Annotated in this window: 25 protein-coding genes and 1 other RNA gene; 15 read left to right on the forward strand and 11 right to left on the reverse strand. The window is 64.6% G+C overall.

Annotation, left to right across the window (positions count from 1 at the left end):
• The first annotated feature begins 593 nt into the window (after positions 1–593).
• The 5 genes from folD (at position 594) to EBS11_RS06720 (ending at position 5940) form a co-directional block, all read left to right on the forward strand.
• Positions 594–1439, forward strand: a complete 846-nt coding sequence (gene folD, locus EBS11_RS06700) for a bifunctional methylenetetrahydrofolate dehydrogenase/methenyltetrahydrofolate cyclohydrolase FolD (RefSeq protein WP_290601482.1) — start codon at positions 594–596, stop codon at positions 1437–1439.
• A gap of 135 nt (positions 1440–1574) precedes the next feature.
• Positions 1575–3644, forward strand: coding sequence for a M3 family metallopeptidase (locus EBS11_RS06705; RefSeq protein WP_290601680.1), 2070 nt, complete (start codon positions 1575–1577; stop codon positions 3642–3644).
• 8 nt (positions 3645–3652) lie between these two features.
• The gene (locus EBS11_RS06710; RefSeq protein WP_290601483.1) at positions 3653–4090 is read left to right on the forward strand and encodes a DNA polymerase III subunit chi; all 438 of its coding nucleotides are present in this window, start codon (positions 3653–3655) and stop codon (positions 4088–4090) included.
• On the forward strand, positions 4087–4467 hold the full coding sequence (locus EBS11_RS06715; protein ID WP_290601484.1) for a hypothetical protein: 381 nt from the start codon (positions 4087–4089) through the stop codon (positions 4465–4467). Before EBS11_RS06710 ends, EBS11_RS06715 begins: the two co-directional genes overlap by 4 nt.
• Positions 4468–4797: 330 nt before the next feature.
• Positions 4798–5940: a branched-chain amino acid ABC transporter substrate-binding protein gene (locus EBS11_RS06720; protein WP_290601486.1), complete on the forward strand. Its 1143-nt coding sequence runs from the start codon at positions 4798–4800 to the stop codon at positions 5938–5940.
• Here EBS11_RS06720 and EBS11_RS06725 read toward each other — a convergent pair.
• A complete protein-coding gene (locus EBS11_RS06725; RefSeq protein WP_290601487.1) occupies positions 5933–6835 on the reverse strand; it encodes a LysR family transcriptional regulator in 903 nt (300 codons plus the stop codon). The genes EBS11_RS06720 and EBS11_RS06725 overlap by 8 nt on opposite strands.
• 88 nt (positions 6836–6923) lie before the next feature.
• Here EBS11_RS06725 and EBS11_RS06730 point away from each other — a divergent pair, with 88 nt between their 5' ends.
• The gene (locus tag EBS11_RS06730; protein WP_290601488.1) at positions 6924–7958 is read left to right on the forward strand and encodes an NAD-dependent epimerase/dehydratase family protein; all 1035 of its coding nucleotides are present in this window, start codon (positions 6924–6926) and stop codon (positions 7956–7958) included.
• Between the two features lie 29 nt (positions 7959–7987).
• Here the strand turns inward: EBS11_RS06730 and EBS11_RS06735 are convergent, their stop codons facing one another.
• Positions 7988–8299 carry a c-type cytochrome gene (locus EBS11_RS06735; protein WP_290601489.1) on the reverse strand — a complete coding sequence of 104 codons (312 nt, stop codon included), beginning with the start codon at positions 8297–8299 and terminating at the stop codon, positions 7988–7990.
• A gap of 223 nt (positions 8300–8522) precedes the next feature.
• Positions 8523–10388: a dihydroxy-acid dehydratase gene (gene ilvD / locus EBS11_RS06740; protein WP_290601491.1), complete on the reverse strand. Its 1866-nt coding sequence runs from the start codon at positions 10386–10388 to the stop codon at positions 8523–8525.
• A gap of 174 nt (positions 10389–10562) precedes the next feature.
• Between ilvD and EBS11_RS06745 the strand changes: the two genes are divergently transcribed.
• Together EBS11_RS06745 and lgt are read left to right on the forward strand one after the other, a co-directional pair.
• On the forward strand, positions 10563–11474 hold the full coding sequence (locus tag EBS11_RS06745; protein ID WP_290601492.1) for a LysR family transcriptional regulator: 912 nt from the start codon (positions 10563–10565) through the stop codon (positions 11472–11474).
• Between the two features lie 79 nt (positions 11475–11553).
• Positions 11554–12378: a prolipoprotein diacylglyceryl transferase gene (gene lgt, locus EBS11_RS06750; RefSeq protein ID WP_290601494.1), complete on the forward strand. Its 825-nt coding sequence runs from the start codon at positions 11554–11556 to the stop codon at positions 12376–12378.
• A 7-nt stretch (positions 12379–12385) separates the two neighbouring features.
• On the opposite strand, the gene EBS11_RS06755 is transcribed toward lgt, so the two are convergent.
• The 5 genes from EBS11_RS06755 to EBS11_RS06775 all read right to left on the reverse strand — a co-directional run bounded on the left by EBS11_RS06755 (position 12386) and on the right by EBS11_RS06775 (position 14794).
• The gene (locus EBS11_RS06755) at positions 12386–12850 is read right to left on the reverse strand and encodes an EVE domain-containing protein (protein ID WP_290601496.1); all 465 of its coding nucleotides are present in this window, start codon (positions 12848–12850) and stop codon (positions 12386–12388) included.
• 87 nt (positions 12851–12937) lie between these two features.
• Positions 12938–13115: non-coding RNA, 6S RNA (ssrS, locus tag EBS11_RS06760), on the reverse strand.
• A gap of 201 nt (positions 13116–13316) precedes the next feature.
• Positions 13317–13628, reverse strand: a complete 312-nt coding sequence (locus EBS11_RS06765) for a cell division protein ZapA (protein WP_071322260.1) — start codon at positions 13626–13628, stop codon at positions 13317–13319.
• Positions 13628–13891 (reverse strand): DUF904 domain-containing protein, encoded by a 264-nt coding sequence (locus tag EBS11_RS06770; RefSeq protein ID WP_290601682.1) that lies wholly within the window; start codon positions 13889–13891, stop codon positions 13628–13630. The genes EBS11_RS06765 and EBS11_RS06770 overlap by 1 nt, the downstream gene beginning before the upstream one ends.
• A 156-nt stretch (positions 13892–14047) precedes the next feature.
• Positions 14048–14794, reverse strand: coding sequence for a hypothetical protein (locus EBS11_RS06775; RefSeq protein ID WP_290601499.1), 747 nt, complete (start codon positions 14792–14794; stop codon positions 14048–14050).
• A gap of 526 nt (positions 14795–15320) precedes the next feature.
• On the opposite strand from EBS11_RS06775, the gene groES reads away from it, so the two are divergent.
• The 3 genes from groES (at position 15321) to EBS11_RS06790 (ending at position 18012) form a co-directional block, all read left to right on the forward strand.
• Positions 15321–15611: a co-chaperone GroES gene (gene groES / locus EBS11_RS06780; protein ID WP_010400979.1), complete on the forward strand. Its 291-nt coding sequence runs from the start codon at positions 15321–15323 to the stop codon at positions 15609–15611.
• A 50-nt stretch (positions 15612–15661) separates the two neighbouring features.
• Positions 15662–17311 (forward strand): chaperonin GroEL, encoded by a 1650-nt coding sequence (gene groL, locus EBS11_RS06785; RefSeq protein ID WP_290601511.1) that lies wholly within the window; start codon positions 15662–15664, stop codon positions 17309–17311.
• 185 nt (positions 17312–17496) lie between these two features.
• The gene (locus EBS11_RS06790; protein ID WP_290601513.1) at positions 17497–18012 is read left to right on the forward strand and encodes a hypothetical protein; all 516 of its coding nucleotides are present in this window, start codon (positions 17497–17499) and stop codon (positions 18010–18012) included.
• A gap of 5 nt (positions 18013–18017) precedes the next feature.
• On the opposite strand, the gene EBS11_RS06795 is transcribed toward EBS11_RS06790, so the two are convergent.
• Together EBS11_RS06795 and EBS11_RS06800 are read right to left on the reverse strand one after the other, a co-directional pair.
• Positions 18018–19262 carry an MFS transporter gene (locus EBS11_RS06795; RefSeq protein ID WP_290601515.1) on the reverse strand — a complete coding sequence of 415 codons (1245 nt, stop codon included), beginning with the start codon at positions 19260–19262 and terminating at the stop codon, positions 18018–18020.
• The gene (locus EBS11_RS06800) at positions 19259–19789 is read right to left on the reverse strand and encodes a PadR family transcriptional regulator (RefSeq protein ID WP_290601518.1); all 531 of its coding nucleotides are present in this window, start codon (positions 19787–19789) and stop codon (positions 19259–19261) included. Before EBS11_RS06800 ends, EBS11_RS06795 begins: the two co-directional genes overlap by 4 nt.
• Before the next feature lie 100 nt (positions 19790–19889).
• On the opposite strand from EBS11_RS06800, the gene EBS11_RS06805 reads away from it, so the two are divergent.
• Complete coding sequence (locus EBS11_RS06805) at positions 19890–20447, forward strand: GNAT family N-acetyltransferase (protein WP_290601520.1); 558 nt, start codon at positions 19890–19892, stop codon at positions 20445–20447.
• A gap of 117 nt (positions 20448–20564) precedes the next feature.
• On the forward strand, positions 20565–22097 hold the full coding sequence (locus tag EBS11_RS06810; protein WP_290601522.1) for an oligopeptide:H+ symporter: 1533 nt from the start codon (positions 20565–20567) through the stop codon (positions 22095–22097).
• A gap of 53 nt (positions 22098–22150) precedes the next feature.
• On the opposite strand, the gene EBS11_RS06815 is transcribed toward EBS11_RS06810, so the two are convergent.
• Positions 22151–23782, reverse strand: coding sequence for an alpha-D-glucose phosphate-specific phosphoglucomutase (locus EBS11_RS06815; RefSeq protein WP_290601524.1), 1632 nt, complete (start codon positions 23780–23782; stop codon positions 22151–22153).
• A 182-nt stretch (positions 23783–23964) separates the two neighbouring features.
• On the opposite strand from EBS11_RS06815, the gene EBS11_RS06820 reads away from it, so the two are divergent.
• Both EBS11_RS06820 and EBS11_RS06825 read left to right on the forward strand, forming a co-directional pair.
• On the forward strand, positions 23965–24474 hold the full coding sequence (locus tag EBS11_RS06820) for a sigma-70 family RNA polymerase sigma factor (protein WP_290601526.1): 510 nt from the start codon (positions 23965–23967) through the stop codon (positions 24472–24474).
• 8 nt (positions 24475–24482) lie between these two features.
• Entirely contained in the window at positions 24483–25580 is a 1098-nt protein-coding gene (locus EBS11_RS06825) for a FecR domain-containing protein (protein WP_290601528.1), read from the forward strand.
• Positions 25581–25626: the final 46 nt, after the last annotated feature.

Genomic DNA, 25626 nt, shown 5'->3' on the forward strand with positions numbered 1-25626 from the left:
CCAAGCGGGCCTGAAAAATGTCGAGGGCAAGGCGCAGCGACGCAGACAGTACGCCAGTACGGCAAGGAGCTGCAACGCCGCCATCGGCATTTTCTCAGGTTCGCGTCTCCGGCCCGCTGTTGTTCGGGCCAAGCGGGCCTGCAAAATGTCGAGGGCAAGGCGCGGCGACACAGACAGCACGCCAATACGGCAAGGGGCTGCAACGCCGCCATCGGCATTTTCTCAGGCTCGCGTCTCCGGCCCGCTGTTGTTCGGGCCAAGCGGGCATGAAAAATGTCGAGGGCAAGGCGCAGCGACGCAGGCAGTACGCCAGTACGGCAAGGAGCTGCAACGCCGCCATCGGCATTTTCTCGGGCTCGCGTCTCCGGCCCGCTGTTGTTTGGGCCAAGCGGGCCTGCAAAATGTCGAGGGCAAGGCGCGGCGACACAGACAGCACGCCAGTACGGCAAGGAGCTGCAACGCCGCCATCGGCATTTTCTCGGGCCCGCGTCTCCGGCCCGCTGTTGTCACGCCTTTAAATAGCCAAAACCGCCTCTTTACCCCGCCCGGCTTTATAATCTGTCTTTTCCCTCCCACAGCTCTCAGCCCCTACCATGCCAGCACAACTGATCGACGGAATCGCCCTCTCCCAAAAACTGCGCAGCGAGATCGCCACGCGCGCCGCCGCCCTCACCGCCAAGGGCACCCAGCCCGGCCTGGCCGTGATCCTCGTCGGCGAAGACCCGGCCAGCCAGGTGTATGTCCGCAACAAGGTCAAGGCTTGCGGCGACGTGGGTTTCCACTCCGTGCTGGAAAAATATGAAGCGGACCTGTCCGAAGCGGACTTGCTGGCACGCATCGCCAGCCTGAACGCCGATCCCGCCATCCACGGCATCCTCGTGCAGATGCCCTTGCCCAAGCACATCAACCCGCACAAGGTCATCGAAGCCATCGCCACGACGAAAGACGTGGACGGCTATTCCGTGCTGAGCGCCGGCGAACTGATGACGGGCCTGCCCGGCTTCCGCCCCTGCACGCCATACGGCTGCATGAAGCTGATCGAAAGCACGGGCGTGGACCTGCGCGGCAAGCACGCCGTCGTCATCGGCCGCAGCAACACCGTCGGCAAGCCAATGGCCCTGCTGCTCTTGCAAGCGAACGCTACCGTCACCATCTGCCATAGTGCGACCCCGAACCTGGGCCTGTACACGCGCCAGGCGGACGTGGTCGTGGCCGCCGTCGGCCGCCGTAACACGCTGACGGCCGACATGGTCAAGCCGGGCGCCGTCGTCATCGACGTGGGCATGAACCGCGACGATGAAGGCAAACTGTGCGGTGACGTAGATTTTGCCGGCGTGAAAGAAGTCGCGTCGCACATTACCCCGGTGCCGGGTGGCGTGGGACCGATGACGATCACCATGTTGCTGATGAATACCGTCGAGGCCGCAGAGCGCATTTAAGAGGAGCACCTGAGAAAACGTCCATGGCTGCGTTGCAGTGCCTCGCCGTACTATTCGTACTGCCGTCGGCACCGCGCCTTGCCCTGAACGTTTTTCAGGCGCTCCATATATGAAGACAGAATGGACGAACCGACGATGAATACCAATCCCCTGCTTGATTTTTCCGGCCTGCCACGCTTCGACGCGATCACGCACGAGCATGTCACGCCTGCCATCGATACCCTGCTGGAGCAGGCGCGCGCCACGGTGGCGCGCCTCGAAGCGCCCATGGAAGAAGTGAGCTGGGACAATTTCGTCGCACCGCAGGACCAGATCGCCGAAACCCTGGGCCGCGCCTGGAGCATCGTCAACCATCTGAACAGCGTGATCGACACGCCCGAGCTGCGCGCCGCCTACAATGCGAACCAGCCGAAAGTGACGGAATTCTGGACCGAGCTGGGCCAGAACGAAATCCTCTTCGGCAAATACAAACAATTGCAGGCGCGCGCCGATTTCGCCAGCCTGTCGCCCGCGCGCCGGCGCATCGTCGACAATGCCGTGCGCGACTTCCGCCTGGGCGGTGCCGAGTTGCCGGAAGACAAGAAAGAGCGCTTTGGCGCCATCCAGGAAGAACACGCGGCCGTCTCGACGCGTTTCTCCGAAAACGTGCTCGACGCCACGAATGACTACAAGTTGCTGGTCGAGGATGAAGCTGAGCTGGCCGGCCTGCCCGACGACGTGAAGGCCGCCGCGCGCGCCGCCGCCGAGAAAGCGGGCAAGCCAGGCTATGAATTCTCGCTGCACTTCCCCTCGTATTACCCGATCCTGCAGTTTGCCGACAACCGCGCCCTGCGCGAAACCATCTACCGCGCCAACGCCACCAAGGCGTCGGACCAGGGCGACGTCTTCAGCAAGAAAGCGGACTGGGACAATACGCAGAACATCGTCACCCTGTTGCGCCTGCGCGACGAAGAGGCAAAGCTGCTCGGTTACGGCAATTTCGCCGAAGTGTCGCTGGTGTCGAAAATGGCCACCTCGCCCGCGCAAGTCATCGCCTTCCTGGAAGACCTGGCCAGACGCGCGCGCCCGTTCGCCGAGAAGGACTTGGCAGAACTGAAACAATTCGCCCGCGAAGAACTGGGCCTGGACGAGCTGCAGGCGTGGGACGTGCCATATGCGTCCGAAAAGCTGCAGGAACGCCGCTACGCGTTCTCGGCACAGGAAGTGAAGCAATATTTCCCTGAGCACAAGGTGATCGACGGCCTGTTCCGCCAGATCCAGAACCTGTTCAACGTCGGGATCGAGCCCGATACGGCGCCCGTCTGGCACCCGGACGTGCGCTTCTACCGCATCGAGCGCGACGGCAAGCTGGTGGGCCAGTTCTACCTGGACCTGTATGCGCGCGCCGGCAAGAGCGGCGGCGCCTGGATGGACGACGCGCGCGGCCGCCGCGCCGACGCCAGCCACGTGCAGACGCCGATCGCTTATCTGACCTGCAACTTCACGCAACCGGCCGTCGTCGATGGCCAGGCCCAGCCGGCGCTGTTTACGCACGATGAAGTGATCACCCTGTTCCACGAATTCGGCCATGGCTTGCACCACATGCTGACGGTGGTCGACGAACTGGGCGTGTCGGGCATTTCCGGCGTGGAATGGGATGCCGTGGAGCTGCCGTCGCAATTCATGGAAAACTTCTGCTGGGAATGGGACGTGCTGGAGCACATGACGGCGCACGCCGTCACGGGCGCGCCGCTGCCGCGCGCGCTGTACGACAAGATGCTGGCGGCCAAGAATTTCCAGTCCGGCCTGCAAACCCTGCGCCAGGTGGAATTCTCCCTGCTCGACATGCATCTGCACTACGACTACGACGCGGCCACGGGCCAGAGCGTGCAGCAGCTGATCGACGGCGTGCGCGCCAAGTTCGCGCTGCTCATCCCGCCCGCCTTCAACCGCTTCCAGAATGCCTTCGGGCATATCTTTGCGGGCGGCTACGCGGCGGGCTACTACAGCTACAAATGGGCCGAGGTGCTGTCCGCCGACGCCTATGCGGCCTTCGAGGAAGCCCGCGCGCTGGGTCCGGCCGCCACCACGGCGGCAGGCAAGCGCTATCTGGAAGAGATCCTGTCCGTCGGCGGCTCGCGCCCCGCGCTGGAATCGTTCACGGCCTTCCGCGGCCGCGAACCGTCCATTGACGCCCTGCTGCGCCACAGCGGCATGGCAGCCTGAGGCTTGCCATGAGCCGCGTCGATTTTCACAGCAATGTGCCGGACAAGCTGGCCTACGCCTGCCGCCTGGCGCGCAAGGCCTACATGGCCGGCAACAAGGTCGTCGTGCTGGCGGCCGACGGCACCCAGCTCGACGCCTTGAACCGCGCCATGTGGACCATTTCCGCCACGGATTTCCTGCCGCACGTGCTGGCCGGCGACCCGCTGGCGGCGCAAACGCCCATCATCCTGACGGACGACGCGGCGGCCGAGCTGCCGCACCATGACATCCTCGTCAACCTGTCGCAGCTGCCGCCCGCCAATTACGCGCAATTCCAGCGTGTCTTCGAGATCGTCTCCATGGACGAACAGGATGCGCAGGCGGGCCGCCAGCGCTTCCTGCACTACCGCCAGCAGAACGTGCAGCCAACGCACTTCGTGGCAGGCAATTCAGCGGGCAAACCATGAGCCAGCAGCCGTTCGACCAGGGCATCCCCCTGCTGACGGAAGTGCTGCTGGGGCCGGATGTGCTGGAAGCGCCGCCCGTCGCGCCCGTTGCCGCTCCGGCTGCCGTCGAGGAAGCACCAGCGTTGCCGCCGGGCGTGGTGCAACCGGACTGGGACGCCATCGAAGCACGCCTGACCCAGCGCATCCTGCACCAGGTGCAGGGCAAGATCGACCACCTGCTGGAAGAGCGCATCGCCCACGTGCTGCAGACGGCCCTGCAAAATGCCCTGATCGGCATGCGCGGCGCCCTGCGCGAAGACTTGCAGCAGTCGCTGGAACAGATCGTGGCGCATGCGGTGAGCCATGAGCTGGGGCATTTGCACCCGCCGACGCCGTAATCCACTCGCTGTAATCCCCTCACTCTTTTACCCCCAAACAGCGAACGGCTGGGGTCAGACCCTCAGGGTCTGACCCCAGATGTCGTTTTGGGGTTGAAGAACGCAGATTTTCTTACACCCTTCCCCGTTGCAACGCCATTCTTTGGTGCGCTCGCGCCTGCGAAATCGGTGCATCGCGCCTCACTTTGGTGATTGTTGCGACAAAATGCAAAAAGCCCGAAATGCGGCTTTGCGCCGCCTGTTTTTTGTTGTACCTTTCCTCACACGTACCGCCCCTCGAAGCGGTTTTTCACGAGACGCCGCCGTATCTTTATCCATTGGAGAATGTTTATGCTGCTCAAGACCAAAATCCTTCCTCTCGCCGTCGCCCTCGCCTTTGCCGGCCATGCGGGCGCGCAGGAAATCATCAAGATAGGCCATGTCGCCCCGGTCTCTGGCGCCAGCTCCCACCTGGGCAAGGATAATGAGAACGCGGCCAAGATGGCCATCGAGGACTTGAACGCCAAGGGCTTCAAGATCGACGGCAAGCCCGTGAAATTCGTGCTGGTGCCGGAAGATGACGCGGCCGACCCCAAGCAGGGCACGGCCGTGGCGCAAAAGCTCGTCGATGCCAAGGTCAACGGCGTGGTGGGCCACCTGAATTCGGGCACGACGATCCCCGCCTCGCGCATCTACTTCAATGCCGGCATTCCGCAGATTTCGCCGGCCGCCACCAATCCGACCTACACCCAGCAAAAGTTCAACACGGCCTTCCGCGTGGTGGCCAATGACAACAAGCTGGGGGGAACGTTGGGCGCGTATGCCGTCGGCAAGCTGCAGGCGAAGAAAATCGCCGTCATCGATGACCGCACGGCCTATGGCCAGGGCGTAGCGGAACAGTTCGTCAAAGGCGCGAAGAAAGCCTCGCCATCCGTGCAAATCGTCGGCAAGGAATTTACCAATGCCAACGCGACCGACTTCAATGCCATTTTGACCAGCATCAAGTCGAAAAATCCCGACCTGATCTTCTTTGGTGGCATGGATTCCGTGGGCGGCCCCATGTTGCGCCAGATGAAGGCGCTGGGCATCAAGGCCAAGTTCATGGGCGGCGACGGCCTGTGCACGGAACCGCTGGGCCAGCTGGCCGGCGACGCCGTGGGCGAAGACATGGTCACCTGCGCGGAAGCGGGCGGCGTGACGGGCGCGCAGCAGAAAGGCATGGATGATTTCCGCGCCCGCTACAAGCAGAAATACAATATGGAAGTACAGCTGTACGCGCCCTACGTCTACGATGCCGTGATGACCATGGCCACCGCCATGGCCGACGCCAAATCGTCGAAACCGTCCGTCTACCTGCCCTATCTGGCCAAGGTGCACTACCAGGGCGTGACGGGGCCGATCTCGTTCGATGCCAACGGCGACATCAAGGATGGCGCGCTGACCCTGTTCACCTATCGGGGCGGCAAGAAGACCAAGATGGAAGTCGTCAAATAAGCGGCTGGCTGGCAACGTAATCGCGTAATCCTTCGACCAGCGCGTCGAAGGTGGCGCGGCAGCGCAGGCTGCCGCGCAAATCCTCATGCATGGTGACCCACGTCTCCATCGGCAGCGAAAAGGCCTGCGGCAGCACGCGCCGCAGGGCCGGATCGCGCGCCGCCAGGCCAGACTGGCACACGCCGATGCCGGCGCCCGCGCGGATCAGGGCCATCTGCGCCAGGTCGCTATTGCAGCGCCAGGCAAAATTTTCCCGCGTAAATCCCTGGAAAGCCTTCCCCGCATTGCGCACGAAGGGGCTCGCCTCGTCGTAGCCGATGACGGCGTGGTGCGCCATGCCGTCCAGGTCCAGCGGCGTGCCATGGCGCGCCAGGTAATCCGCGTGCGCGTGCAGGCCCAGTTCGATATCGCCCACCTTGCGCGCCACCAGCTGCTCCTGGCGGGGCCGCAGCATGCGCACGGCGATGTCCGCCTCGCGGCGCAGCAAATCCTGCACCTTGTTGCTCAACACCAATTCCACGACCAGTCCCGGGTGGCGCGCGCGCAGGCGGGCCAGGATCGCCGGCAGCACCTCCACGCCCACCGCCTCGCTGGCCGAAATGCGCACCACGCCGACGACGCCCTGCCCCTGGCCGCTGGCTGCGCGCTCCATCAGGGCCGCCGTATGCTCCATCGCTTCCGCATGGGGACGCAGCGCCAGGGCCACTTCCGTGGGCAGCAAGCCCAGCTGTGAACGCGTGAACAGGGTCACGCCCAGCGCCTGCTCCAGCGCGGCGACGTGCCGGCCGACAGTGGGTTGCGTGATGGCCAGCGCGCGGGCGGCGCCGGACAGCGAGCCGTGCTGCAGCACGGCCAGCAGCGAGCGGTAGTATTCCCAGGCGATAGCGGTAGTCATACATAAATGTATAGCCTGTGATCGATGTTCGTCAATTCCCAACTAGCCTTGCGCGGCAGATACTGCCGTCATCAACCACAGGGAGGACATGATGGACAACACGAAATCGGTATTGGTACTGGGCGCCACGGGCGGCATCGGCGGCGAGATGGCGCGCCAGCTCCTGGCGGCGGGCTGGCAGGTGCGCGCCATGAGGCGGGGCGACACGCCGCCGGCGCGCGGCGACGGCCAAGGGGATGGCATCCGCTGGCTGCGCGGCGATGCGCTGTCGCGCGCGGACGTGCTGGCGGCCGCCAAGGGCTGCGCCGTCATCGTGCACGCCGTCAACCCGCCCGGCTACCGGAACTGGGGCCAACTGGTGCTGCCCATGCTGGACAACACCATCGCCGCGGCCATCGCCGAGGGCGCCACCATCGTGCTGCCGGGCACCGTGTACAACTATGGCCCCGACGCCTTCCCCGCATCGGGAGACTTGCTTGCGGAAGATGCGCCGCAGCGCCCGCTGACGCGCAAGGGCGCCATCCGCGTGGAACTGGAAGCGCGGCTGGAGCGGGCCAGCACGCAGGGCGCGCGCGTCATCATCGTGCGCGCGGGCGACTTCTTCGGCCCCCGCGCCGGCAATAACTGGTTCTCGCAAGGCCTCGTGAAACCGGGACAGCCCGTGCGCAGCGTGCTGTATCCGGGCGCGCCCGGCATCGGCCACCAGTGGTCCTACCTGCCCGACGTGGCGCGCACCATGCTGCGATTGCTGGCCGTGCGCGCTACCTTGCCGCCGTTTGCGCGCTTTCACATGGCCGGCCACTGGGATCACGACGGCCGCCAGATGACGGGCGCCATCGTCCGCGTGGTGGAGCAGGCGACGGGCGCCCGGCCCGTACTCAAGTATTTCCCGTGGTGGCTGGTGGCCCTGGCGTCGCCGTTCGTGACGACCCTGCGCGAAATGCGCGAGATGCGCTACCTGTGGCAAACACCCTTGTGCATGGACAATACGCAACTGCTGGCCGTGCTGGGCCAGGAACCGCACACACCGCTCGACGAAGCGGTACGGGCGACCTTGGCGGGCATGGGCAATCTGCACACGGCGGCAGGCAAAAAAAACGCGCCGGGATTGCCGGCGCGCTGATTGCGGTACTGCGGGTCTGTCGGCACAGATTATTTCTGTGCCAGCACCCATTTGACCAGGGTATGGGCTTCCGCCTCGCTCACCTGCGGGTTCGCTGGCATCGGGATCGCGCCCCAGGTGCCGGAACCGCCCTTCATGACTTTCGCCGCCAACTTGGCTTCCGCGTCTTTCTGACCGGCGTACTTGGCAGCCACGTCCTTGAACGCCGGGCCCACCAGTTTCGTGCTCACTGCGTGGCAAGCCATGCAATTCTTGGCTTTTGCCAGGTCCGGATTGGCCAACGCCGCTTGCGAGGCCAGAGCCGACACGGCCAATACACTCACCAACATAAAACGTTTCATTGTCTTTTCTCCAAAGTTACTTCCTGCGGCATTTTACTGTGTTTCCGCAGATGCACCACGAGCCCAGATCAAGCGTTTCAATGTAGTAACGCAATGTCGTGACGATTAGGCATTCATATTCTGCCCCATCTGCGCGCGCATGACCATGTTGTTTGTAAGGCGATGTAACGTCAGGCGACCCCGCGCAGTCAAACGGGGCCGGCCGTCGTACTTACACAACAAATCAGCGCTTCTTCAGCTGCGACAGGTCGCGCACGGCACCGCGGTCGGCCGACGTCGTCAGCGCCGCATACGCCTGCAGCGCCTGCGACACGTAGCGGTCGCGGTTGACGGGCAGCCAGGCCGCGTCGCCCTTCGCTTCCATGCCGGCGCGGCGCGCGGCCAGCTGCGCATCCGTGACACGCAGGTTGATGGTGCGCTCGGGGATGTCGATGTCGATGAAGTCGCCCTCTTCCACCAGGCCGATGGCGCCGCCTTCGGCCGCTTCCGGCGAGGCGTGGCCGATCACCAGGCCCGAGGAACCGCCCGAGAAGCGGCCGTCCGTGAACAGCGCGCACGCCTTGCCCAGGCCCTTCGACTTGATGTACGAGGTCGGATACAGCATTTCCTGCATGCCGGGGCCGCCTTTCGGGCCTTCGTAGCGGATAATGACGACGTCCCCCTCATGCACGGTGTCTTCCAGGATGGCCGCGACGGCCGCGTCCTGGCTTTCGAACACGCGCGCCTTGCCCGAGAATTTCAAAATGCTTTCATCGACGCCCGCCGTCTTGACGATGCAGCCCTTTTCCGCCAGGTTGCCGTACAGGACGGCCAGGCCGCCATCCTGCGAATAGGCGTGGGCCTTGTCGCGGATGCAGCCCGTGCTGCGGTCCGTGTCGACGGCAGCGAAGCGCTCGGACTGCGAGAACGCCGTCTGCGTCGGCACGCCGCCCGGCGCGGCGCGGAACAGTTCATGCACGGCCGGATCGTCCGTGCACTTGATGTCGTTTTGCGCGATGGCGTCGGCCAGGGTCGGCGCGTGGATGGTCGGCAGGGTGGTGTTGAGCAGGCCGGCGCGCGCCAGTTCGCCCAAAATCCCCACGATGCCGCCGGCACGGTGCACGTCCTCGATATGGTATTTGTCCGTCATCGGCGCCACCTTGCACAGGCAGGGCACCTTGCGCGAGATGCGGTCGATGTCGGCCATGGTGAATTCCACTTCCGCCTCGTGGGCGGCGGCCAGCAGGTGCAGCACGGTATTCGTCGAGCCGCCCATGGAGACGTCGAGCGCCATGGCGTTCTCGAACGCCGCCTTGGTGGCGATGGAACGGGGCAGCACGGAGTAATCGTCCTGCTCGTAGTGGCGCTTGGCCAGTTCCACGATCAGGCGGCCCGCGCGCAGGAACAGCTGCTGGCGGTCCGAGTGCGTGGCCAGGATCGTGCCGTTGCCGGGCAGGGCCAGGCCCAGCGCCTCGGTCAGGCAGTTCATCGAGTTGGCCGTGAACATGCCGGAGCAGGAACCGCAGGTCGGACAGGCCGAGCGTTCGATTTCCGCCACGTCGGCGTCGGAGACGGTGCTGTCGCCCGCCTTGATCATGGCGTCGACCAGGTCCAGCTTGATGATCTTCTGCGCGCCGTTGACCACCTTGACGACCTTGCCCGCTTCCATCGGCCCGCCGGAGATGAAGACGACGGGGATATTGATGCGCATGGCGGCCATCAGCATGCCCGGCGTGATCTTGTCGCAGTTCGAGATGCACACCATGGCGTCGGCACAGTGGGCGTTGACCATGTATTCGACGGAGTCGGCGATCAGGTCGCGCGAAGGCAGCGAATACAGCATGCCGCCGTGGCCCATGGCGATGCCGTCATCGACGGCGATGGTGTTGAATTCCTTGGCCACGCCGCCCGCCTTTTCGATTTCGCGCGCCACCATCTGCCCCAGGTCCTTCAGGTGCACGTGGCCGGGCACGAACTGGGTGAACGAGTTGACGACCGCGATGATCGGCTTGTCGAAGTCGCCATCCTTCATGCCGGTGGCGCGCCACAGGGCGCGGGCGCCAGCCATGTTGCGGCCGTGGGTGGTGGTGCGGGAGCGGTATTGCGGCATGATGGGGACCTTCCGAGAAATGAATGATGCCTGGCTGCGCGGGGCGGCAGTAAAACCCTGCATGCAGTGGGGGTACGCCAGATTGCCTTGCGCGCGCGCCACTGTCAAATATATGATGCACGTGCCTGTGATTCATTTTTCATATCACAGCAGTCGATCAACATGGAAACGCCTATGCATCTTGAATTGCGCCAGCTGCGCTATTTCGTCACCGTGGCCGAGGAACTGCACTTCGGCCGCGCCGCCGCGCGCCTGCACATGACGCAGCCGCCCCTGTCGCAGACCATCATGGCCCTGGAAGAGCTGCTGGGCGCGCCCCTGTTCCTGCGCACGCGGCGCGAAGTGCAGCTGACGCCGGCCGGCAGCGCCCTGCTGCCCGAGGCGCGCCGGCTGCTGGCCCAGGCGCAGGAGCTGCCGGCCCTGGTGCAGCGGGCCGCCCAGGGCGCCGCCGGGCGTCTGAGCCTGGCCTTTGTCTCGTCGGCCGACTACAGCGTGCTGCCGCCCCTGCTGCGCGCCTACCGCGCCGCCTATCCGCAGGTGCAGATCGTGCTGCAGGAAGCCACGTCCGACCTGCAGCTGGACGAACTGCTGGCCGGGCGCACGGACGCGGGCCTGCTGATCCCGCCCCTGCCCGAGAAGGCGAAGGGCGACCTCGATTACCTGCCCGTGCTGGCCGAACCGCTGGTGCTGGCCGCGCCGTCCGGCCTGGACATATTGACGGCGCCGGGACCCGTGCGCCTGCGCGACGTGCCGCCCCTGCCCCTGATCCTCTTCCCGCGCGCCATCTCGCCCGCCCTGCACGACGCCATCCTCGGCGTCTTCCGCGCGGCCGGCATCACGCCGCAGATCGGCCAGGAAGCCATCCAGATGCAGACCATCGTCAGCCTCGTCTCGGCTGGCATGGGCATCGCGCTTGTGCCACAATCGGTATCGAACCTGATGCGTCCCGGCGTAGAATACAGGCCGCTGCAGGACGCCACGCCGCTGGTGGAAACGGGCCTGGCCTGGCGCCGCGACAATCCGTCGGCCGTGCTGCAAGGCTTTCTGGCGCTGCTGCGCCAGCAGATAAGCGATGCCGGTCAATAAATTAAGTGGCCGCTAAGGCAAAAAAGCGCTGGCGCCCCCATACTACGCAACCTTGGCTTTAAATAAAGAAAGAAACTCCATGCTGATACACCCGATGCCCAATCCGATAGCCATCCAGATCGGCCCGCTCGCCGTGCACTGGTACGGCCTGATGTACGTGCTGGCCTTCGCCCTGTTCATTATCCTGGGCCGGGTGCGCATCAAGCAGCCGCATATCGCCCGGCTGGGCTGGCAGAAGGAGGATCTCGACGACATGCTGTTCTACGGCATGCTGGGCGTGGTGATCGGCGGACGCCTGGGCGAAGTGCTGTTCTACCGCCCCGAGTATTTCATGCACAATCCGCTGGAAATCTTCATGGTCTGGCATGGCGGCATGTCCTTCCATGGCGGTTTCCTGGGCGTCATCCTCGCCATGTATCTGTGGAGCCGCAAGGCGGGCCGCAACCTGTTCGACGTGCTCGACTTCATCGCGCCGCTGGTGCCGCTCGGCTACGCGGCCGGCCGCCTGGGCAACTTCATCAATGCCGAACTGCCGGGCCGCATCGCCCCGGACACCCTGCCGTGGGCCATGCAATGGCCGGGCATCCCGTATCCCGTGCACCCGTCGCCCATCTACCAGATGCTGGTCGACGGCATTTTGGTATTCATCATCCTGTGGCTGTATGCGCGCAAGCAGCGCCCCCGCATGGCCGTGGGCGCCATGTTCACCCTGTTGTACGGCTGCGCGCGCTTCTTCACGGAATACTTCCGCACGCCGGACTGGGAAGTCGTGTGGCTGGGCGTGCCGATCACGTCGGGCCAGATGCTGTCCCTGCCGATGATCGTGGGCGCCATCGTGCTGCTCGTGTGGGCGTACAGGAGCCAGGTGATGGGCACGCCGCCCACCAAGGCACGCGCGGCCTGAAAGGCGATCAACCGAGCAGTTTGCTTGTAATCACTTTCCATTGCGCCGGAGTCACCGGCGTGATGGACAGGCGGCTGCCCTTCTTGAGCAGCAGCATGTCTTCCAGTTCCGGCATCTGGCGCATCTCGGACAGGGGCAGCAGCGCCGTCTTCTTCACGCCACGCACGTCGACGCTGATCCAGCGCGGCTGCTCCGGCGTGGCCTTCGGGTCGAAATACTTTCCCCCCTCTTCAAACTGGCTGTGATCGGGATAGGCCGTGCTGGCCACTTCGGCCACGCCCGCCACGCCCGGCTGCGGGCAGCTGGAGTGGTAGAACAGCACGCCGTCGCCCACCTGCATGCCATCGCGCATGAAGTTGCGCGCCTGGTAGTTGCGCACGCCAAACCACGGCAGGGTGTGCCGTGGCGCCGCCATCAGGTCGTCGATGCTCACTTCATCGGGTTCCGATTTCATCAGCCAGTACTGTGTCATTGCATTCCCCAGGTCAGATAGTCAAAGCGACAGGCGTAAAAAAACGGCTGCGCATGCTGATGCTGCAACCGTTTTTTGTACTGCAAATTGGGCCCCGCCTGTGCCGCTATGCCGGCATCCCGAACCAAACGGTTCAAGGTGGTCACGTTAGTTCAATTTCGGGTTCGTCGAACGAGCGACGCTCACTCCCATCAAACAAAATTCGCAACCGATGCGCATAAATGGTTCAAGGAATATATGGCAATCGCGAACACCGCAGGGTAGACGCAAGTTTACTCCTTAGTCCGCGCATCGCAAAGACAAATCGTACCGTGCCCGCTTAAAATCCAATTAATAACACCGAATAAAACCGTAGCGAGCGGCGATGAATTGTGGCTAAGAAGCGCAGCTGTGCTAGCACGGGGCCGCCGAGGCAGCGAGCATCGCAGGCCGCAATGCGCGACGCGCAGCAGGTTTGATTCGGTGTTTAAAAAAGGTTTTCCTGGGGCGTCAATGCGCTGTCCAGGACAGTGTGCATGGCCGAGATTTTCTGCTTCACTTCCAGGATGGTCAATTCCGACAGCGGCCCTTGCGGCGACTTCACGGAGAGAAACTCTGCCGCCACGCCCAGGGCGGCCAGCACGGCGATGCGGTCATTGCCCTTGACCTTGCCCGCGTCGCGGATGGCTTTCATCTTGCTGTCGAGATAGATCGCCGCTTCGCGCAGCGCGCGCTCTTCGCCATCGCGGCACACCATGCTGTAGGCCTGGCCCATGATATTGACATCGACACGCGGCATTACGCTTCCTTCCCGTTCTCGGCACTGTAGGCACCGGCTTCCGAGGCGGCTTGCTCCAGGCCAGCCTGCACCAGTTCCGGGATTTTTTCCAGCAAGGCTTCCACCCGCTCCTGCGCCTCGCGCATGCGCTGCACGTACTGCGCATTGTCGGCGGACAGCGCGGCATTGTCCTTGCGCAATTGCGCGTTTTCACGACGCAGCGCATGGGTCATTTCGGCCAGCAGGCCTATTTTGTCGGATAATTCGTTGAATTCGGAAATCATCCCGCCACTATAGGGCGGACGCTCCATGGGCGTCAATCGAATCACGCCGCTGTCACACATATTTACATCAATGCAGGGCAGTTGGCGGACAATACACACTTTTTCCGGCGCTTTTCGCCAAGTGCGCGCATCTGCCAGCGCCGCGATGGCAGCGTTTTACTCGTCGACGTAATCGGGTTCGATATCCAGTCCGCCATAGCGGTTTTCGCAAGAACGGCGCGTCAGCGTCTGCTGTCCGCCCTTGCCTTCAAGCACCATCGTCAAGTCGCGGCAAGTCTGGCGGTAGCTGCCAGGCTTGGCGTCCGTCCCCGAGGGCGTCAGGCGCACTGCCAGCGGCACCGCATTGCCCAGTCCCTTGTTGCTCCACTGGCGGCTCTTGCCGTCCTCTTCATCCTTCAGGGTGCGCACGGCCGCCGTCAGCAAGGCTTGTTTTTCCTTGGCATTGAGCCTGGCGATGGTGACGTCGGACAGGAAGGGCGGATACGCGACGGGCGCCGGGTCCTTGCCCTGCACATCCCATTTGCCGCTGCTCTGCGAGCAGGTGCGCCGGCTCAGGTCCTGCGTTTTACCGGCCGCCGTGACGACGAATTTCAGGTCGCGGCACACGTGCGCCTTCAGGCTGTGCTCCGTCATGCCGGAATTGCTGAAGTTATACGTGACCTTCACCAGCACGCCGCTGTCGCCGCCGTTGTCCCACACGTGCGCTTCCTGGTCGTCATCGTCCTTGTTGAGGTCGTTAAACAGCTCGTTCAGCAGCATGTCCTTTTCCAGCGGCGTCAGGGCCGCGACCGTGATCGCGTCGGCGATGGTGGGGCTTTGCGCGGCGGCATTGCCCAGCAGGGCGAAGCCGAGGGCACAGGCGGCCAGCAGGCGTGGCGCGGGAACTTGGAACAGGGAAGGCATGGCGTTCTTTCTGACGGATAAGGCGATGTTTGATATGCAATTGCAATCATCTTATCAAATTCCATAGCGAAACTCTGTTTCCTGCGCGTACAGGAACAGCCCCCGCCCGGCAAGCATGCTAGAGTCAGGTTTACTGCTGACGCCCGGGGATAAGGCTTGTCCCAGCGCAAACCTTGTGCGAATGCAGGCTGCACAGTTCTTCCAAGCTTATGTTCCCTTCGAATAAGCCCTTGAAGTTGCCCCCTACCGTCCCTATAATTAGCACTCGTTAGTAGAGAGTGCTAACAAACTCTTTCGTAGCAATCCTCAGGAAATGATGGTGCTTGTCAGGCAACAGCAGGGAACGCTACGCGGCGGGCGACGCCGCGATGCACCACTGCCTGGCGCCAGCGGGCGCACGATGACCGGGGGTTTGCTTGACCGTTGCGGGCCGTTTTCAACGGCGGCCATTGAAAGCACGCGTGGCGCTGTGCCAGGCATGTCTTCATTCAGCAACACTTATCCATTGAACTTTAAGGAGTTTTGTATGAATCTGCGCCCATTGAACGATCGCGTCATCGTCAAACGCCTCGACCAGGAAACCAAAACTGCGTCCGGCCTCATCATTCCTGATGCAGCTGCTGAAAAACCGGATCAAGGCGAAGTCCTTGCCGTAGGCAATGGCAAGATTCTCGACGACGGCAAAGTCCGTCCTCTGGATGTCAAAGTGGGCGACCGCGTCCTGTTCGGCAAGTACGCCGGCCAAACCGTCAAAGTTGACGGCGATGAGCTGCTGGTCATGCGCGAAGAAGACATCATGGCGATCGTCGTCAAGTAATTGTTTCCACGTTTTAGATAACTCATTCCGAAATTTCTGGAGAATTGAACATGGCAGCTAAAGAAGTAGTATTCGGCGACGCAGCGCGCGCCAAGATGGTCGAAGGCGTCAATATCCTCGCCAACGCAGTCAAAGTCACCCTGGGCCCGAAAGGCCGCAACGTGGTGCTGGAGCGCTCGTTCGGCGCCCCTACCGTCACCAAGGATGGTGTATCGGTAGCGAAAGAAGTTGAACTCAAAGACAAGCTCATGAACATGGGCGCGCAAATGGTCAAGGAAGTTGCTTCCCGCACCAGCGACAACGCCGGCGACGGCACCACCACCGCGACCGTGCTGGCACAAGCCATCGTGCGCGAAGGCATGAAGTTCGTTGCCGCCGGCATGAACCCGATGGACCTGAAGCGCGGTATCGACAAGGCCGTTGCCGCCACCGTGGAAGAACTGGCGAAAATCGCCCGCCCTTGCACCACCACCAAGGAAATCGCCCAGGTTGGCGCGATCTCGGCGAACTCGGACTACTCGATCGGCGAGCGCATCGCTGAAGCGATGGAAAAAGTCGGCAAAGAAGGCGTGATCACCGTGGAAGACGGCAAGTCGCTGAACGACGAGCTGGACATCGTGGAAGGCATGCAGTTCGACCGCGGCTACCTGTCGCCTTACTTCATCAACAACCAAGAGAAGCAAGTTGCCGTTCTGGACAGCCCATTCGTGCTGCTGTGCGACAAGAAAATCTCGAACATCCGTGACCTGCTGCCGGTACTGGAACAAGTCGCGAAAGCTGGCCGTCCACTGCTGATCATCGCCGAAGACATCGAAGGCGAAGCGCTGGCGACCCTGGTGGTGAACAACATCCGCGGCATCCTGAAAACCTGCGCAGTGAAAGCACCAGGCTTCGGCGACCGCCGCAAAGCCATGCTGGAAGACATCGCTGTCCTGACGGGCGGCCAGGTGATCGCTGAAGAAGTCGGCCTGACCCTGGAAAAAGTGACCCTGGCCGAACTGGGCCAGGCAAAACGCATCGAAGTGGGCAAGGAAAACACCATCGTCATCGATGGCGCTGGCGAAGCTGCCTCGATCGAAGCACGCGTGAAACAAGTGCGCGTACAGATCGAAGAAGCGACCTCGGACTACGACCGTGAAAAACTGCAAGAGCGCGTGGCCAAACTGGCTGGCGGCGTTGCCGTGATCAAGGTTGGCGCAGCCACCGAAGTCGAAATGAAAGAGAAAAAAGCCCGCGTTGAAGATGCACTGCACGCTACCCGCGCTGCCGTGGAAGAAGGCATCGTGCCAGGCGGCGGCGTAGCCCTGCTGCGCGCACGCGCCAACATCGCGATCAAGGGCGACAACCCTGACCAGGACGCCGGTATCAAGATCGTCCTGCGCGCCATGGAAGAGCCACTGCGCATGATCGTGCAAAACGCCGGCGAAGAAGCGTCGGTCGTCGTGGCAGCCGTCCTGGCTGGCACGGGCAACTACGGCTACAACGCTGCCAACGGCACCTATGGCGACATGGTGGAAATGGGCGTTCTGGACCCAGCCAAAGTGACCCGTTCGGCGCTGCAAAACGCCGCTTCGATCGCTTCGCTGATGCTGACGACCGACTGCATGGTCTGCGAAATCGCTGACGACAAGGCAGCCGGCGGCATGGGCGGCGGCATGGGTGGTATGGGCGGCATGGGCGGCATGGACGGCATGATGTAATGTCCTGCGGCCGGTCGCGCAGGCGACGGCGCACCTGGCCGCATACGCCGGGACAGGGCTGGCAGGCCAAAAGCTGCCAGCGCCTCCCCGGCGGCCCCGAAAGCCACCTTCCACGGAAGGTGGCTTTTTTTCGTCTTTCTTTTCAGCAATTCCAACGATTGCCCGCCTGCCCGTTTTGCTTTAGCATGGCCGCCATCGTCCACCCTTCCGAAACACCCCATACCATGCCGCCACGCGCCTCTTCCTCCAAAACCGCCATCGTCGCCGGCATCCTGGCCGGCTTGCTGGCCGCCGGGCTCGGCGCCTTCTACCTGTATCAGCAGCCCGCGCGGCACGGCGGCAGCGCCCCGGCGGCGAGCAGCAGCACGGCCGCCGAGGCAGCCAGCGCGCGCGCCGTCGATGCACTGATGGCTTTGCCGGAGATCAAGGCCTGGTCGGCGCACATCGAAAAAGCCTCGGGCGGACGGGCGCATGGCGCCGTGATGGAAACGACGCCGGAGACGCGCCTCGTCGATGGCGCCGCCTACTATCAGCTGAGCTTTTTTGAAAGCACGCCGGACGCGGCCCACCGCTGGGAAAGCTTCATCGTCTCGCCCGACGGCAAGCGCATCCTCGTCGACGACGTCGTCAGCGGCGAACTGCTGAGCCTGGAGCGCTGGCGCCAGGACAGCGCCCCCATGCAGCGCATCGCCACGCAGTAACTCCCCTACGCCGGCGCCCCCTGCGGCGCCGCGCCGCGCACGCGCGCCACCCACCACACCGTCAGCAGGGACAAGCCCGCCGCCAGCCAGCCATTCATGCCGAAGCCGCTGATATGGCCAGCCGCGTCCGTCTGCAGGGTCAGTCCGCCGAGCCACGCGCCCAGGCCATTGCCCAGGCTTTGCAGGGCCGAATTGGCGCTGAGGAAAGCGCCCCGCTTGCGCGGCTCCGGTATCGTCGTCAGCAGCGCCTGCAGCGGGATGGTGCGGCCCGACACGAGCACCATGAACAGGGAAAACGCCAGCATCAGCGCCCACAGCGGCAGCTGGGGCAGGTGCGTGACCAGCAGCATGGGCACGATGGACGCGAGGGCCACCCAGCGATACACCTGCCGCTTGCCGGCGCGGTCCGCCCAGCGACCGATGCGCCTGGCCGTAAACAGGGTGGCGCAGCCGCCCGCCAGGTAGACCCAGGTCACGTCGGCCGGCGCCAGGCCCATATTGCCCACCAGCACGGGTGAAATGAAGGGGATCAGCAGCATGCCCGCCGTCATGTTCACCACCGACAAGATGAAGGCATCCAGGTGACGCCGCTCCCGGAACAGGGCCAGCAGGTTCGGCAGCGCCTGGCGCAGCGGCGTGGCAGCGGCGCCCATATGCGCCGTCAGCGAGGGCAGCACGCGCGCCGCGCCGAACCAGATCAGGAAGGACAGCAGCACCAGCAGGTAGAACGGCGAGGCCCAGCCGAAATGCGCGGCCATCACCACGCCGATGGGCACGCCGCCCACGGCCGCCATGGCAAACGAGGTCATGACGACGCCGGTGGCCGCGCCGCGCCGCTCGGCGGGAATCACGTCGCCGATGATGGCCATGACGATGGCGCCCAGCACCCCGCCCGTCAGCCCGGCAAAGGCGCGCGACCACAGCAGCACGTGGAAGTTCGGCGCCAGCGCGCACGCCAGGTTCGACAGGGTGAACAGGCAGAACATGGTCAGCAGCAGCTTCTTGCGGTCGAAGCGGTCGACATACGTGGCCGCCAGCAGGCCGGACAGGCCCGCGCACCACGCATACGCGGAAACGGCGCCGGAAACGGCGGCCGGGCCGATGCCGAACGCCTGCATCAGCTGCGGCGCCAGCGGCATCATCACCATGAAATCCATGATGACGGTAAATTGCGTAAGCGCAAGCAGCCACAGCATCGCCCTTTCGCGCGCCGGCGTCAGCATGGGCGCCGCTGCTGGCAGGGGCGTCATGCCAGCGCCTCGATGTCGGCGCGCGCCTGGCGCAGGATGGCGCGGATGGCGTCCAGGCGGACGGCGTCCGGCTCGCCCGCGCGCCCGCGCGCGATCACCACGGCCTTCAGCTCGTGCATGAGCTGGCGCAGGTCGTCGCTCGCCTCCCCCGGCGTGCCCACCCTGGCGGCGATGGCATCGACGTAGGCGCGGTTCGCGTCTAGGAAGGCCAGGCCCTCGGGCGTGATGCTGTGCAGCTTCTTCGTGCCGTCGAGGCTGACGGCCACGTAGCCCTGCCCCACGAGGCCGTGCATCAGCGGATAGATGGCGCCGGGACTGGGCGCGTACGCGCCGCCGGCGCGCTGGCCGATGGACTTGATGATGTCATAGCCATGGCGCGGCTTGTCGGCGATCAGTTGCAGCACCAGGTAGCGCAAGGTGCCCGCGTCGAACATTTTGGGTCCGCGGGTGCCGGGCGAGCCAGGCGTATCGCCCTGGGCGTGGGCTGCCGCGCGCACCGGGCGCGCGCCGTGCAGGAGGGAAAGCATGATGACTCCTTAAGATATATCGCAATAAGATATATCTTATGATTGAAACCGGCCCAATGCAAGGTTTACTTTCCGGCATCGAAGCCCGATACTCGCCAGCATGCCCGCCACGACCATCCGCCCCCTCGCCCCCGACGACGCTGCCGCCTACCGCGCCCTGCGCCTGGCCGGCATCGCCGAACTGCCGGCGGCATTCTGCACCACGCATGCGGCGGAAAGCGCCGTGCCCCTGACACAGATGGCCCAGCGCCTGCGGGCCGGTCCGCACCAAATAATATTTGGCACTTTCGATGGAGCGCGACTGACCGGCATCGCCGGCCTGCGCCGCGAAGCGATCGCCGTCGTGCACGACAAGGCCAGCCTGTGGGGCGTGTACGTGGCGCCGTCCGCGCGCGGCCATGGCACGGGGCGGCAACTGGTGCAGGCGGCCATCGCGCACGCCTGCGCCATCCCCGAGCTGGCCCGCGTGCGGCTCGCCGTGGCGCCGGACAACCATGCCGCGCTGTCCCTGTACCTGGGCTGCGGTTTCGTGCTGGCCGGCGAGGCCGCGTCCGGCGGCCTGCTGCAACTGCAACTGACCTTGCCGCGCCCTGCCATCGCAGGACCACGAAATGATGTCTTTATGAAAATCAATACCTTACAAGTCCTTGCGAAATAGCCAGGGGACCGTTTTTTCTGTTGCAAGCAAGCGCAACAGGCCTTAGCATCGCGGCTTACAAAAAATACTTGGGGAGAGCCAATGTCATCGGCCGAGACACACACCGCCACGGGTAAAATGCCCCGGCAAATACCGTACATCATCGCCAACGAAGGCTGCGAACGCTTCAGCTTTTATGGCATGCGCAATATCCTGACGCCTTTCCTCATCAGCACCCTGCTGCTGATGATCCCGATCGACCAGCGCACGGGCGAAGCCAAGCACGTGTTCCACACCTTCGTCATCGGCGTGTATTTCTTCCCGCTGCTGGGCGGCTGGCTGGCCGACCGCTTCTTTGGCAAGTACAACACCATCTTCTGGCTCAGCCTCGTGTATTGCGCCGGCCATGCCTGCCTGGCCATCTTTGAAAACAGCGTCAACGGCTTCTATTTCGGCCTGTTCCTGATCGCCTTCGGCTCCGGCGGCATCAAGCCCTTGGTGGCCTCCTTCGTCGGCGACCAGTTCGACCAGACCAACAAGCACAAGGCCAAGCTGGTCTTCGACCTGTTCTACTGGATCATCAACTTCGGCTCCTTCTTCGCTTCGCTGCTGATGCCGATGTTCCTGCGCGACTACGGCCCATCCATCGCCTTCGGCATCCCCGGCGTCATGATGCTGGCCGCCACCATCGTCTTCTGGATGGGCGCCAAGAAATACGTGCACGTGCCGCCGGCGCCGCCGAATCCCGATTCGTTCACCCGCGTGGCCCGCACGGCCCTGCTGGCCCGTGTCGACGGCGGCTCGCGTCCCGGCCTGTACGTGGCCTATGTCGGCGTGATCGGCGCTCTGTATGCGTTCTACAGCATTCCCGAATGGGGCTTCGTGATTTCCGCGTGTACGGCGCTGGTCCTGCTGCTGGCCTTCGGCAGCATCGGCACGGCCATGCAGCTGGAACGCGCGCGCGGCATCCACCCGGACGAAGCCGTCGAAGGCGTGCGCGCCGTGCTGCGCATCCTCGTCATCTTCGCCCTCGTCACGCCCTTCTTCTCGCTGTTCGACCAGAAGGCCTCGACGTGGATCGTGCAGGCCAACACCATGGAAAAACCGAGCTGGTTCCTGCCGGCGCAGATGCAGGCGCTGAACCCGATGCTGGTGATGCTGCTGATCCCGTTCAACAACCTGGTGCTGTACCCGATGCTGAACCGCTTCGGCCTGGAAGCGACGGCCCTGCGCCGCATGACGGCCGGCATCGGCTTTTCCTCGCTGGCGTGGATCGTCATCGGCCTGCTGCAGCTGGCGCTCGACAGCGGCAATGCCGTCTCCATCATGTGGCAGATCCTGCCGTACGCCCTGCTGACCTTCGGCGAAGTGCTGGTCTCGGCCACGGGCCTGGAGTTTGCGTACAGCCAGGCGCCCGTCTCGATGAAGGGCGCCATCATGAGCTTCTGGAACCTGTCGACCACGGTGGGCAACCTGTGGGTGCTGATCGTCAACCGCAGCGTCATGAACGAAGGCGTGATCGGCAAGATCGCCGAGAGCGGCATCAGCGTGACGGCCTTCCAGATGTTCTTCTTCGCCGCCTTCGCCGCCGTCGCCATGCTGGCCTTCGGCCTGTATGCGAAGCGCTACAAGATGGTCGACAACTACCGCAAGACGGCCGTGCCGGCATAAGCGTGATGCCGGTTTGATCTGACGCAAAAAGGGCGCCCGAGGGCGCCCTTTTTTTACGTCGTCACGCTCGGCGCGTCGCGCCCCGTGCGCTCGCGTATCTGCGCCACCGTTTCCGCCACGCCGATCAGTCCCGCCAGCGCTTCCTGGGTCGGGATGGCGTGCCGGGCCGGGTCGGCTTCGTAGCGCTCCAGGTACAGGCGCAGGGTGGCGCCCTGCGTGCCCGTGCCGGACAGGCGCAGCACGATGCGCGCGCCGTCCGTCATGATGATGCGGATGCCCTGCTGCGTCGCCACGGAACCGTCGACGGGGTCCGTGTAGCTGAAATCGTCGGCCAGCGCCACCGTGTAGCCGTCGAACTGCCGGCCCGGCAGGCCGGCCAGCTGGCCCCGCACGTCCGCCATCAGCTGCGCCGCGGCGGCGCTGTCGATGTCCTCGTAATCGTGGCGCGAATAGTAGTTGCGCCCGTACGTGGCCCAGTGGGCGCGCACGATGTCTTCCACCGATTGTTTTTTCGCCGCCAGCAGGTTGAGCCAGAACAGCACGGCCCATACGCCATCCTTTTCGCGCACGTGGTTCGAACCCGTGCCGTAGCTCTCTTCGCCGCACAGCGTAGCCATGTCCGCGTCGAGCAGGGTGCCGAAGAATTTCCAGCCCGTCGGTGTCTCGTAGCACGGGATGCCCAGCGCGCTGGCGACCCGGTCGGCCGCGCCCGAGGTGGGCATGGAACGGGCGATGCCCTTCAGGCCCCCACGGTAGCCGGGCGCCACGCCGGCGTTGGCGGCCAGGATGGCCAGGCTGTCCGATGGCGTGACGTCGAAGCGGCGCCCGACGATCATGTTGCGGTCGCCGTCGCCGTCCGAGGCGGCGCCGAAGTCCGGCGCATCATCGGCAGCCATGATGGCGATCAATTCCTGCGCATTGACGGGGTTCGGGTCGGGATGGCCGCCGCCGAAGTCTTCCAGGGGCACGCCGTTGATGACGCTGCCCTTCGGGGCGCCCAGCATGCCTTCCAGGATGGCCGTCGCGTACGGGCCGGAGACGGCGTGCATGCCGTCGAAGCAGAGGCGCAGGCCGCCCGCGAACAGGGCGCGGATGGCGTCGAAATCGAACAGCTGCTGCATCAGTTCCGCATAGTCGGCCACGGAGTCGATGACTTCGACCGTCATCTGCTCGATGCGCACGGCTCCCAGGGTGTCCAAGTCGATGTCGGCCGCGTCGCTGATGCGGTATTCGCTGATGGCTTGCGTGCGCGCAAACATGGCCTCGGTGACCTTTTCCGGCGCCGGGCCGCCATTGGCGATGTTGTACTTGATGCCGAAATCGCCATCGGGTCCGCCCGGGTTATGGCTGGCCGACAGGATGATGCCGCCGCTGGCGCCATGCTTGCGGATCACGCAGCTGACGGCCGGCGTCGACAGGATGCCGCCCTGCCCCAGCAGCACGCGCGCGTAGCCGTGCGCGGCCGCCATGCGCAGCACCGTCTGGATCGCCGCGCGGTTGTAATAGCGCCCATCGCCGCCCAGCACCAGGGTCTGGCCGCGGCAGTCGCCCACGGTGTCAAAGACGCTCTGCACGAAATTTTCCAGGTACTGCGGTTCGCTGAACACGCCCACCTTCTTGCGCAGACCGGAAGTACCAGGCTGCTGGCCGGCAATCGGCGCCGTGTTGATTATTTGAATAGCCATGTTGCCTCCACATTAACCCCTCATGGTAACGCATGCCGCCGGGGGGACAAAGCGTTGTCCCCCTGCCACGGTGCGGTAAACCGCTTAAGGTGCCGGCCCACAGCGGCCCGTCATATCATATAATGAGAATCATTCTCATATGTGGCCGAGCTGGCGACACCTACCTCAAGACATCGGACGCCGTGGTTGCACGTTACTACCAAGAACTGCTCAATTTCTGCTGGCGCGGCTTGCGCAACCGCGAGACTGCCCTGGACCTGGTGCAGGAAAGCTACGCGCGCGTGCTCGGCGTGCAGGCCCGTTCGGCACCGGGCGAACAGGCCGTGCGCGAGCCGCGCGCGCTGCTGTACCACACGGCGCGCAACCTGATGATCGACAAACACCGCCGCGCCGCCCTGCGCCAGCACGACGCGCTCGACGCCCTGCCCGAAGCCGCGCATCCGGCCGCGCCGCAGCACCTGGAGCCGGAACAGGCACTGGAAAACAGCCAGGACTGGCAAGCCTGCGTGGCCGCCATCGACGCCCTGCCGCCCCGCTGCCGCGACGCCTTCGTGCTGCACGTGTTCGAAGAATTGCCGCACGCGCAGATCGCCGCGCGCATGGGCATTTCCGTGAGCATGGTGGAAAAGCATATCGCGCGCGGCATGCTCAGTTGCCAGGCGCAGTTGCATTCCCTGCGGGAAGCCACATAATGGCGCCCATGAACAGCCGCCCGCCCCGCCACGATTTCGGCCCCTCCGCCCAGGAAAAGGCGGACTTGCGCGAACACACCGCCTTTGCCGACGCGCAAGATGCCGTGGCGCTGGCGGCCGCCACCTGGTTCAGCCGGCGCGACAACCTCGATGCGGGGCAGCAAGCCGATTTTGCCGCCTGGATGGCGGCCGATGCGGCGCACGCGCGCGCGTATGCGCAACTGCAGGACGCGCACCGCGTGGCGCGCCGGATTCCCCCGCACGTCGCCGCGCGCTGGGCCGTGCCGCAGGCGGCGCCAGCGCCAGCACAAGCGCCCCGCCGCCCGTTTCTGCGCTCCCTGCTGCCATATGCGGCGGCCGCCATGCTGCTGCTCGGCGTGGGCGCGGGCGGCTACCAGTGGTGGCAGCAACCCGTGTTCAGCCAGGCGTATGCGACGCAGCGGGGCCAGCGCCTGGCCGTGTCGCTGCCCGACGGCAGCACGGTGCAGCTCGACACATCCACGCAATTGCACGTCACCCTGTACCGCCAGCGCCGCGAAGTGCGCCTGGCGCACGGCGAGGCGCTGTTCCAGGTGCAATCGCAGCAGGGCCAGCCCTTCGACGTGCGGAGCGGCCCCCTGACGGTGACGGTGGTGGGCACGCAATTTTCCGTGCGCAACACCCTGGCGTACGACGGCCAGCTGCGCGTGGCCGTGCAGCATGGCCACGTGCGCGTGGCGGGCGCGGCGCAGGACCGGGTCGACCTGCAGGCCGGCCAGGGCGTCAGCAGCGACGCCGGCGGCCGCCTGTCCCCCGTCGCCAGCCTGGCCCCGGGCAGCGTGGCGCCCTGGCGCGCAGGCCGGGTCACCTTCGACAACGTGCCCCTGGGCGCGGCGCTGGCCGAATTCGAGCGCTATGGCGACACAGGCCTCGTCGTGCGCGATCCGGCCGTGGCGCGCCTGCGCATCGGCGGCAGCTTCAGCCTGGCCCAGCTGGACCGCTTCGCCGCCGCCCTGCCGCAGCTGCTGCCCGTGCACGTCGTGCGCGATGGTGCCGTCAGCACCATCCGCATGGCGTCCAAGGCCCCCGCGCAGGGGCCGGCCATGCAACTGCAACAAAATAAATAAAAATATCGCATGCGCAGGTGAGGGTTTGATCCCTGGGCGCGTCTAC

Origin of the sequence: Janthinobacterium sp., from assembly GCF_009923995.1 — a bacterium.
Taxonomy (GTDB): Bacteria; Pseudomonadota; Gammaproteobacteria; order Burkholderiales; family Burkholderiaceae_D; genus Janthinobacterium.

Excerpts from the sequence above, each read along its gene's own strand:
- EBS11_RS06795 (WP_290601515.1), bottom strand. The coding sequence starts at position 19,262 with ATGACGCCCCTGCCAGCAGCGGCGCCCATGCTGACGCCGGCGCGCGAA.
- EBS11_RS06745 (WP_290601492.1), top strand. The coding sequence starts at position 10,563 with ATGCATCTTGAATTGCGCCAGCTGCGCTATTTCGTCACCGTGGCCGAG.
- EBS11_RS06765 (WP_071322260.1), bottom strand. The coding sequence starts at position 13,628 with ATGCCGCGTGTCGATGTCAATATCATGGGCCAGGCCTACAGCATGGTG.
- groES (WP_010400979.1), top strand. The coding sequence starts at position 15,321 with ATGAATCTGCGCCCATTGAACGATCGCGTCATCGTCAAACGCCTCGAC.
- EBS11_RS06705 (WP_290601680.1), top strand. The coding sequence starts at position 1,575 with ATGAATACCAATCCCCTGCTTGATTTTTCCGGCCTGCCACGCTTCGAC.
- EBS11_RS06805 (WP_290601520.1), top strand. The coding sequence starts at position 19,890 with ATGCCCGCCACGACCATCCGCCCCCTCGCCCCCGACGACGCTGCCGCC.
- EBS11_RS06800 (WP_290601518.1), bottom strand. The coding sequence starts at position 19,789 with ATGCTTTCCCTCCTGCACGGCGCGCGCCCGGTGCGCGCGGCAGCCCAC.
- EBS11_RS06725 (WP_290601487.1), bottom strand. The coding sequence starts at position 6,835 with ATGACTACCGCTATCGCCTGGGAATACTACCGCTCGCTGCTGGCCGTG.
- EBS11_RS06825 (WP_290601528.1), top strand. The coding sequence starts at position 24,483 with ATGAACAGCCGCCCGCCCCGCCACGATTTCGGCCCCTCCGCCCAGGAA.
- EBS11_RS06815 (WP_290601524.1), bottom strand. The coding sequence starts at position 23,782 with ATGGCTATTCAAATAATCAACACGGCGCCGATTGCCGGCCAGCAGCCT.
- EBS11_RS06715 (WP_290601484.1), top strand. The coding sequence starts at position 4,087 with ATGAGCCAGCAGCCGTTCGACCAGGGCATCCCCCTGCTGACGGAAGTG.
- EBS11_RS06755 (WP_290601496.1), bottom strand. The coding sequence starts at position 12,850 with ATGACACAGTACTGGCTGATGAAATCGGAACCCGATGAAGTGAGCATC.
- EBS11_RS06730 (WP_290601488.1), top strand. The coding sequence starts at position 6,924 with ATGATGGACAACACGAAATCGGTATTGGTACTGGGCGCCACGGGCGGC.
- EBS11_RS06770 (WP_290601682.1), bottom strand. The coding sequence starts at position 13,891 with ATGATTTCCGAATTCAACGAATTATCCGACAAAATAGGCCTGCTGGCC.
- ilvD (WP_290601491.1), bottom strand. The coding sequence starts at position 10,388 with ATGCCGCAATACCGCTCCCGCACCACCACCCACGGCCGCAACATGGCT.
- groL (WP_290601511.1), top strand. The coding sequence starts at position 15,662 with ATGGCAGCTAAAGAAGTAGTATTCGGCGACGCAGCGCGCGCCAAGATG.
- EBS11_RS06775 (WP_290601499.1), bottom strand. The coding sequence starts at position 14,794 with ATGCCTTCCCTGTTCCAAGTTCCCGCGCCACGCCTGCTGGCCGCCTGT.
- EBS11_RS06710 (WP_290601483.1), top strand. The coding sequence starts at position 3,653 with ATGAGCCGCGTCGATTTTCACAGCAATGTGCCGGACAAGCTGGCCTAC.
- EBS11_RS06790 (WP_290601513.1), top strand. The coding sequence starts at position 17,497 with ATGGCCGCCATCGTCCACCCTTCCGAAACACCCCATACCATGCCGCCA.
- EBS11_RS06810 (WP_290601522.1), top strand. The coding sequence starts at position 20,565 with ATGCCCCGGCAAATACCGTACATCATCGCCAACGAAGGCTGCGAACGC.
- folD (WP_290601482.1), top strand. The coding sequence starts at position 594 with ATGCCAGCACAACTGATCGACGGAATCGCCCTCTCCCAAAAACTGCGC.
- EBS11_RS06720 (WP_290601486.1), top strand. The coding sequence starts at position 4,798 with ATGCTGCTCAAGACCAAAATCCTTCCTCTCGCCGTCGCCCTCGCCTTT.
- lgt (WP_290601494.1), top strand. The coding sequence starts at position 11,554 with ATGCTGATACACCCGATGCCCAATCCGATAGCCATCCAGATCGGCCCG.
- EBS11_RS06735 (WP_290601489.1), bottom strand. The coding sequence starts at position 8,299 with ATGAAACGTTTTATGTTGGTGAGTGTATTGGCCGTGTCGGCTCTGGCC.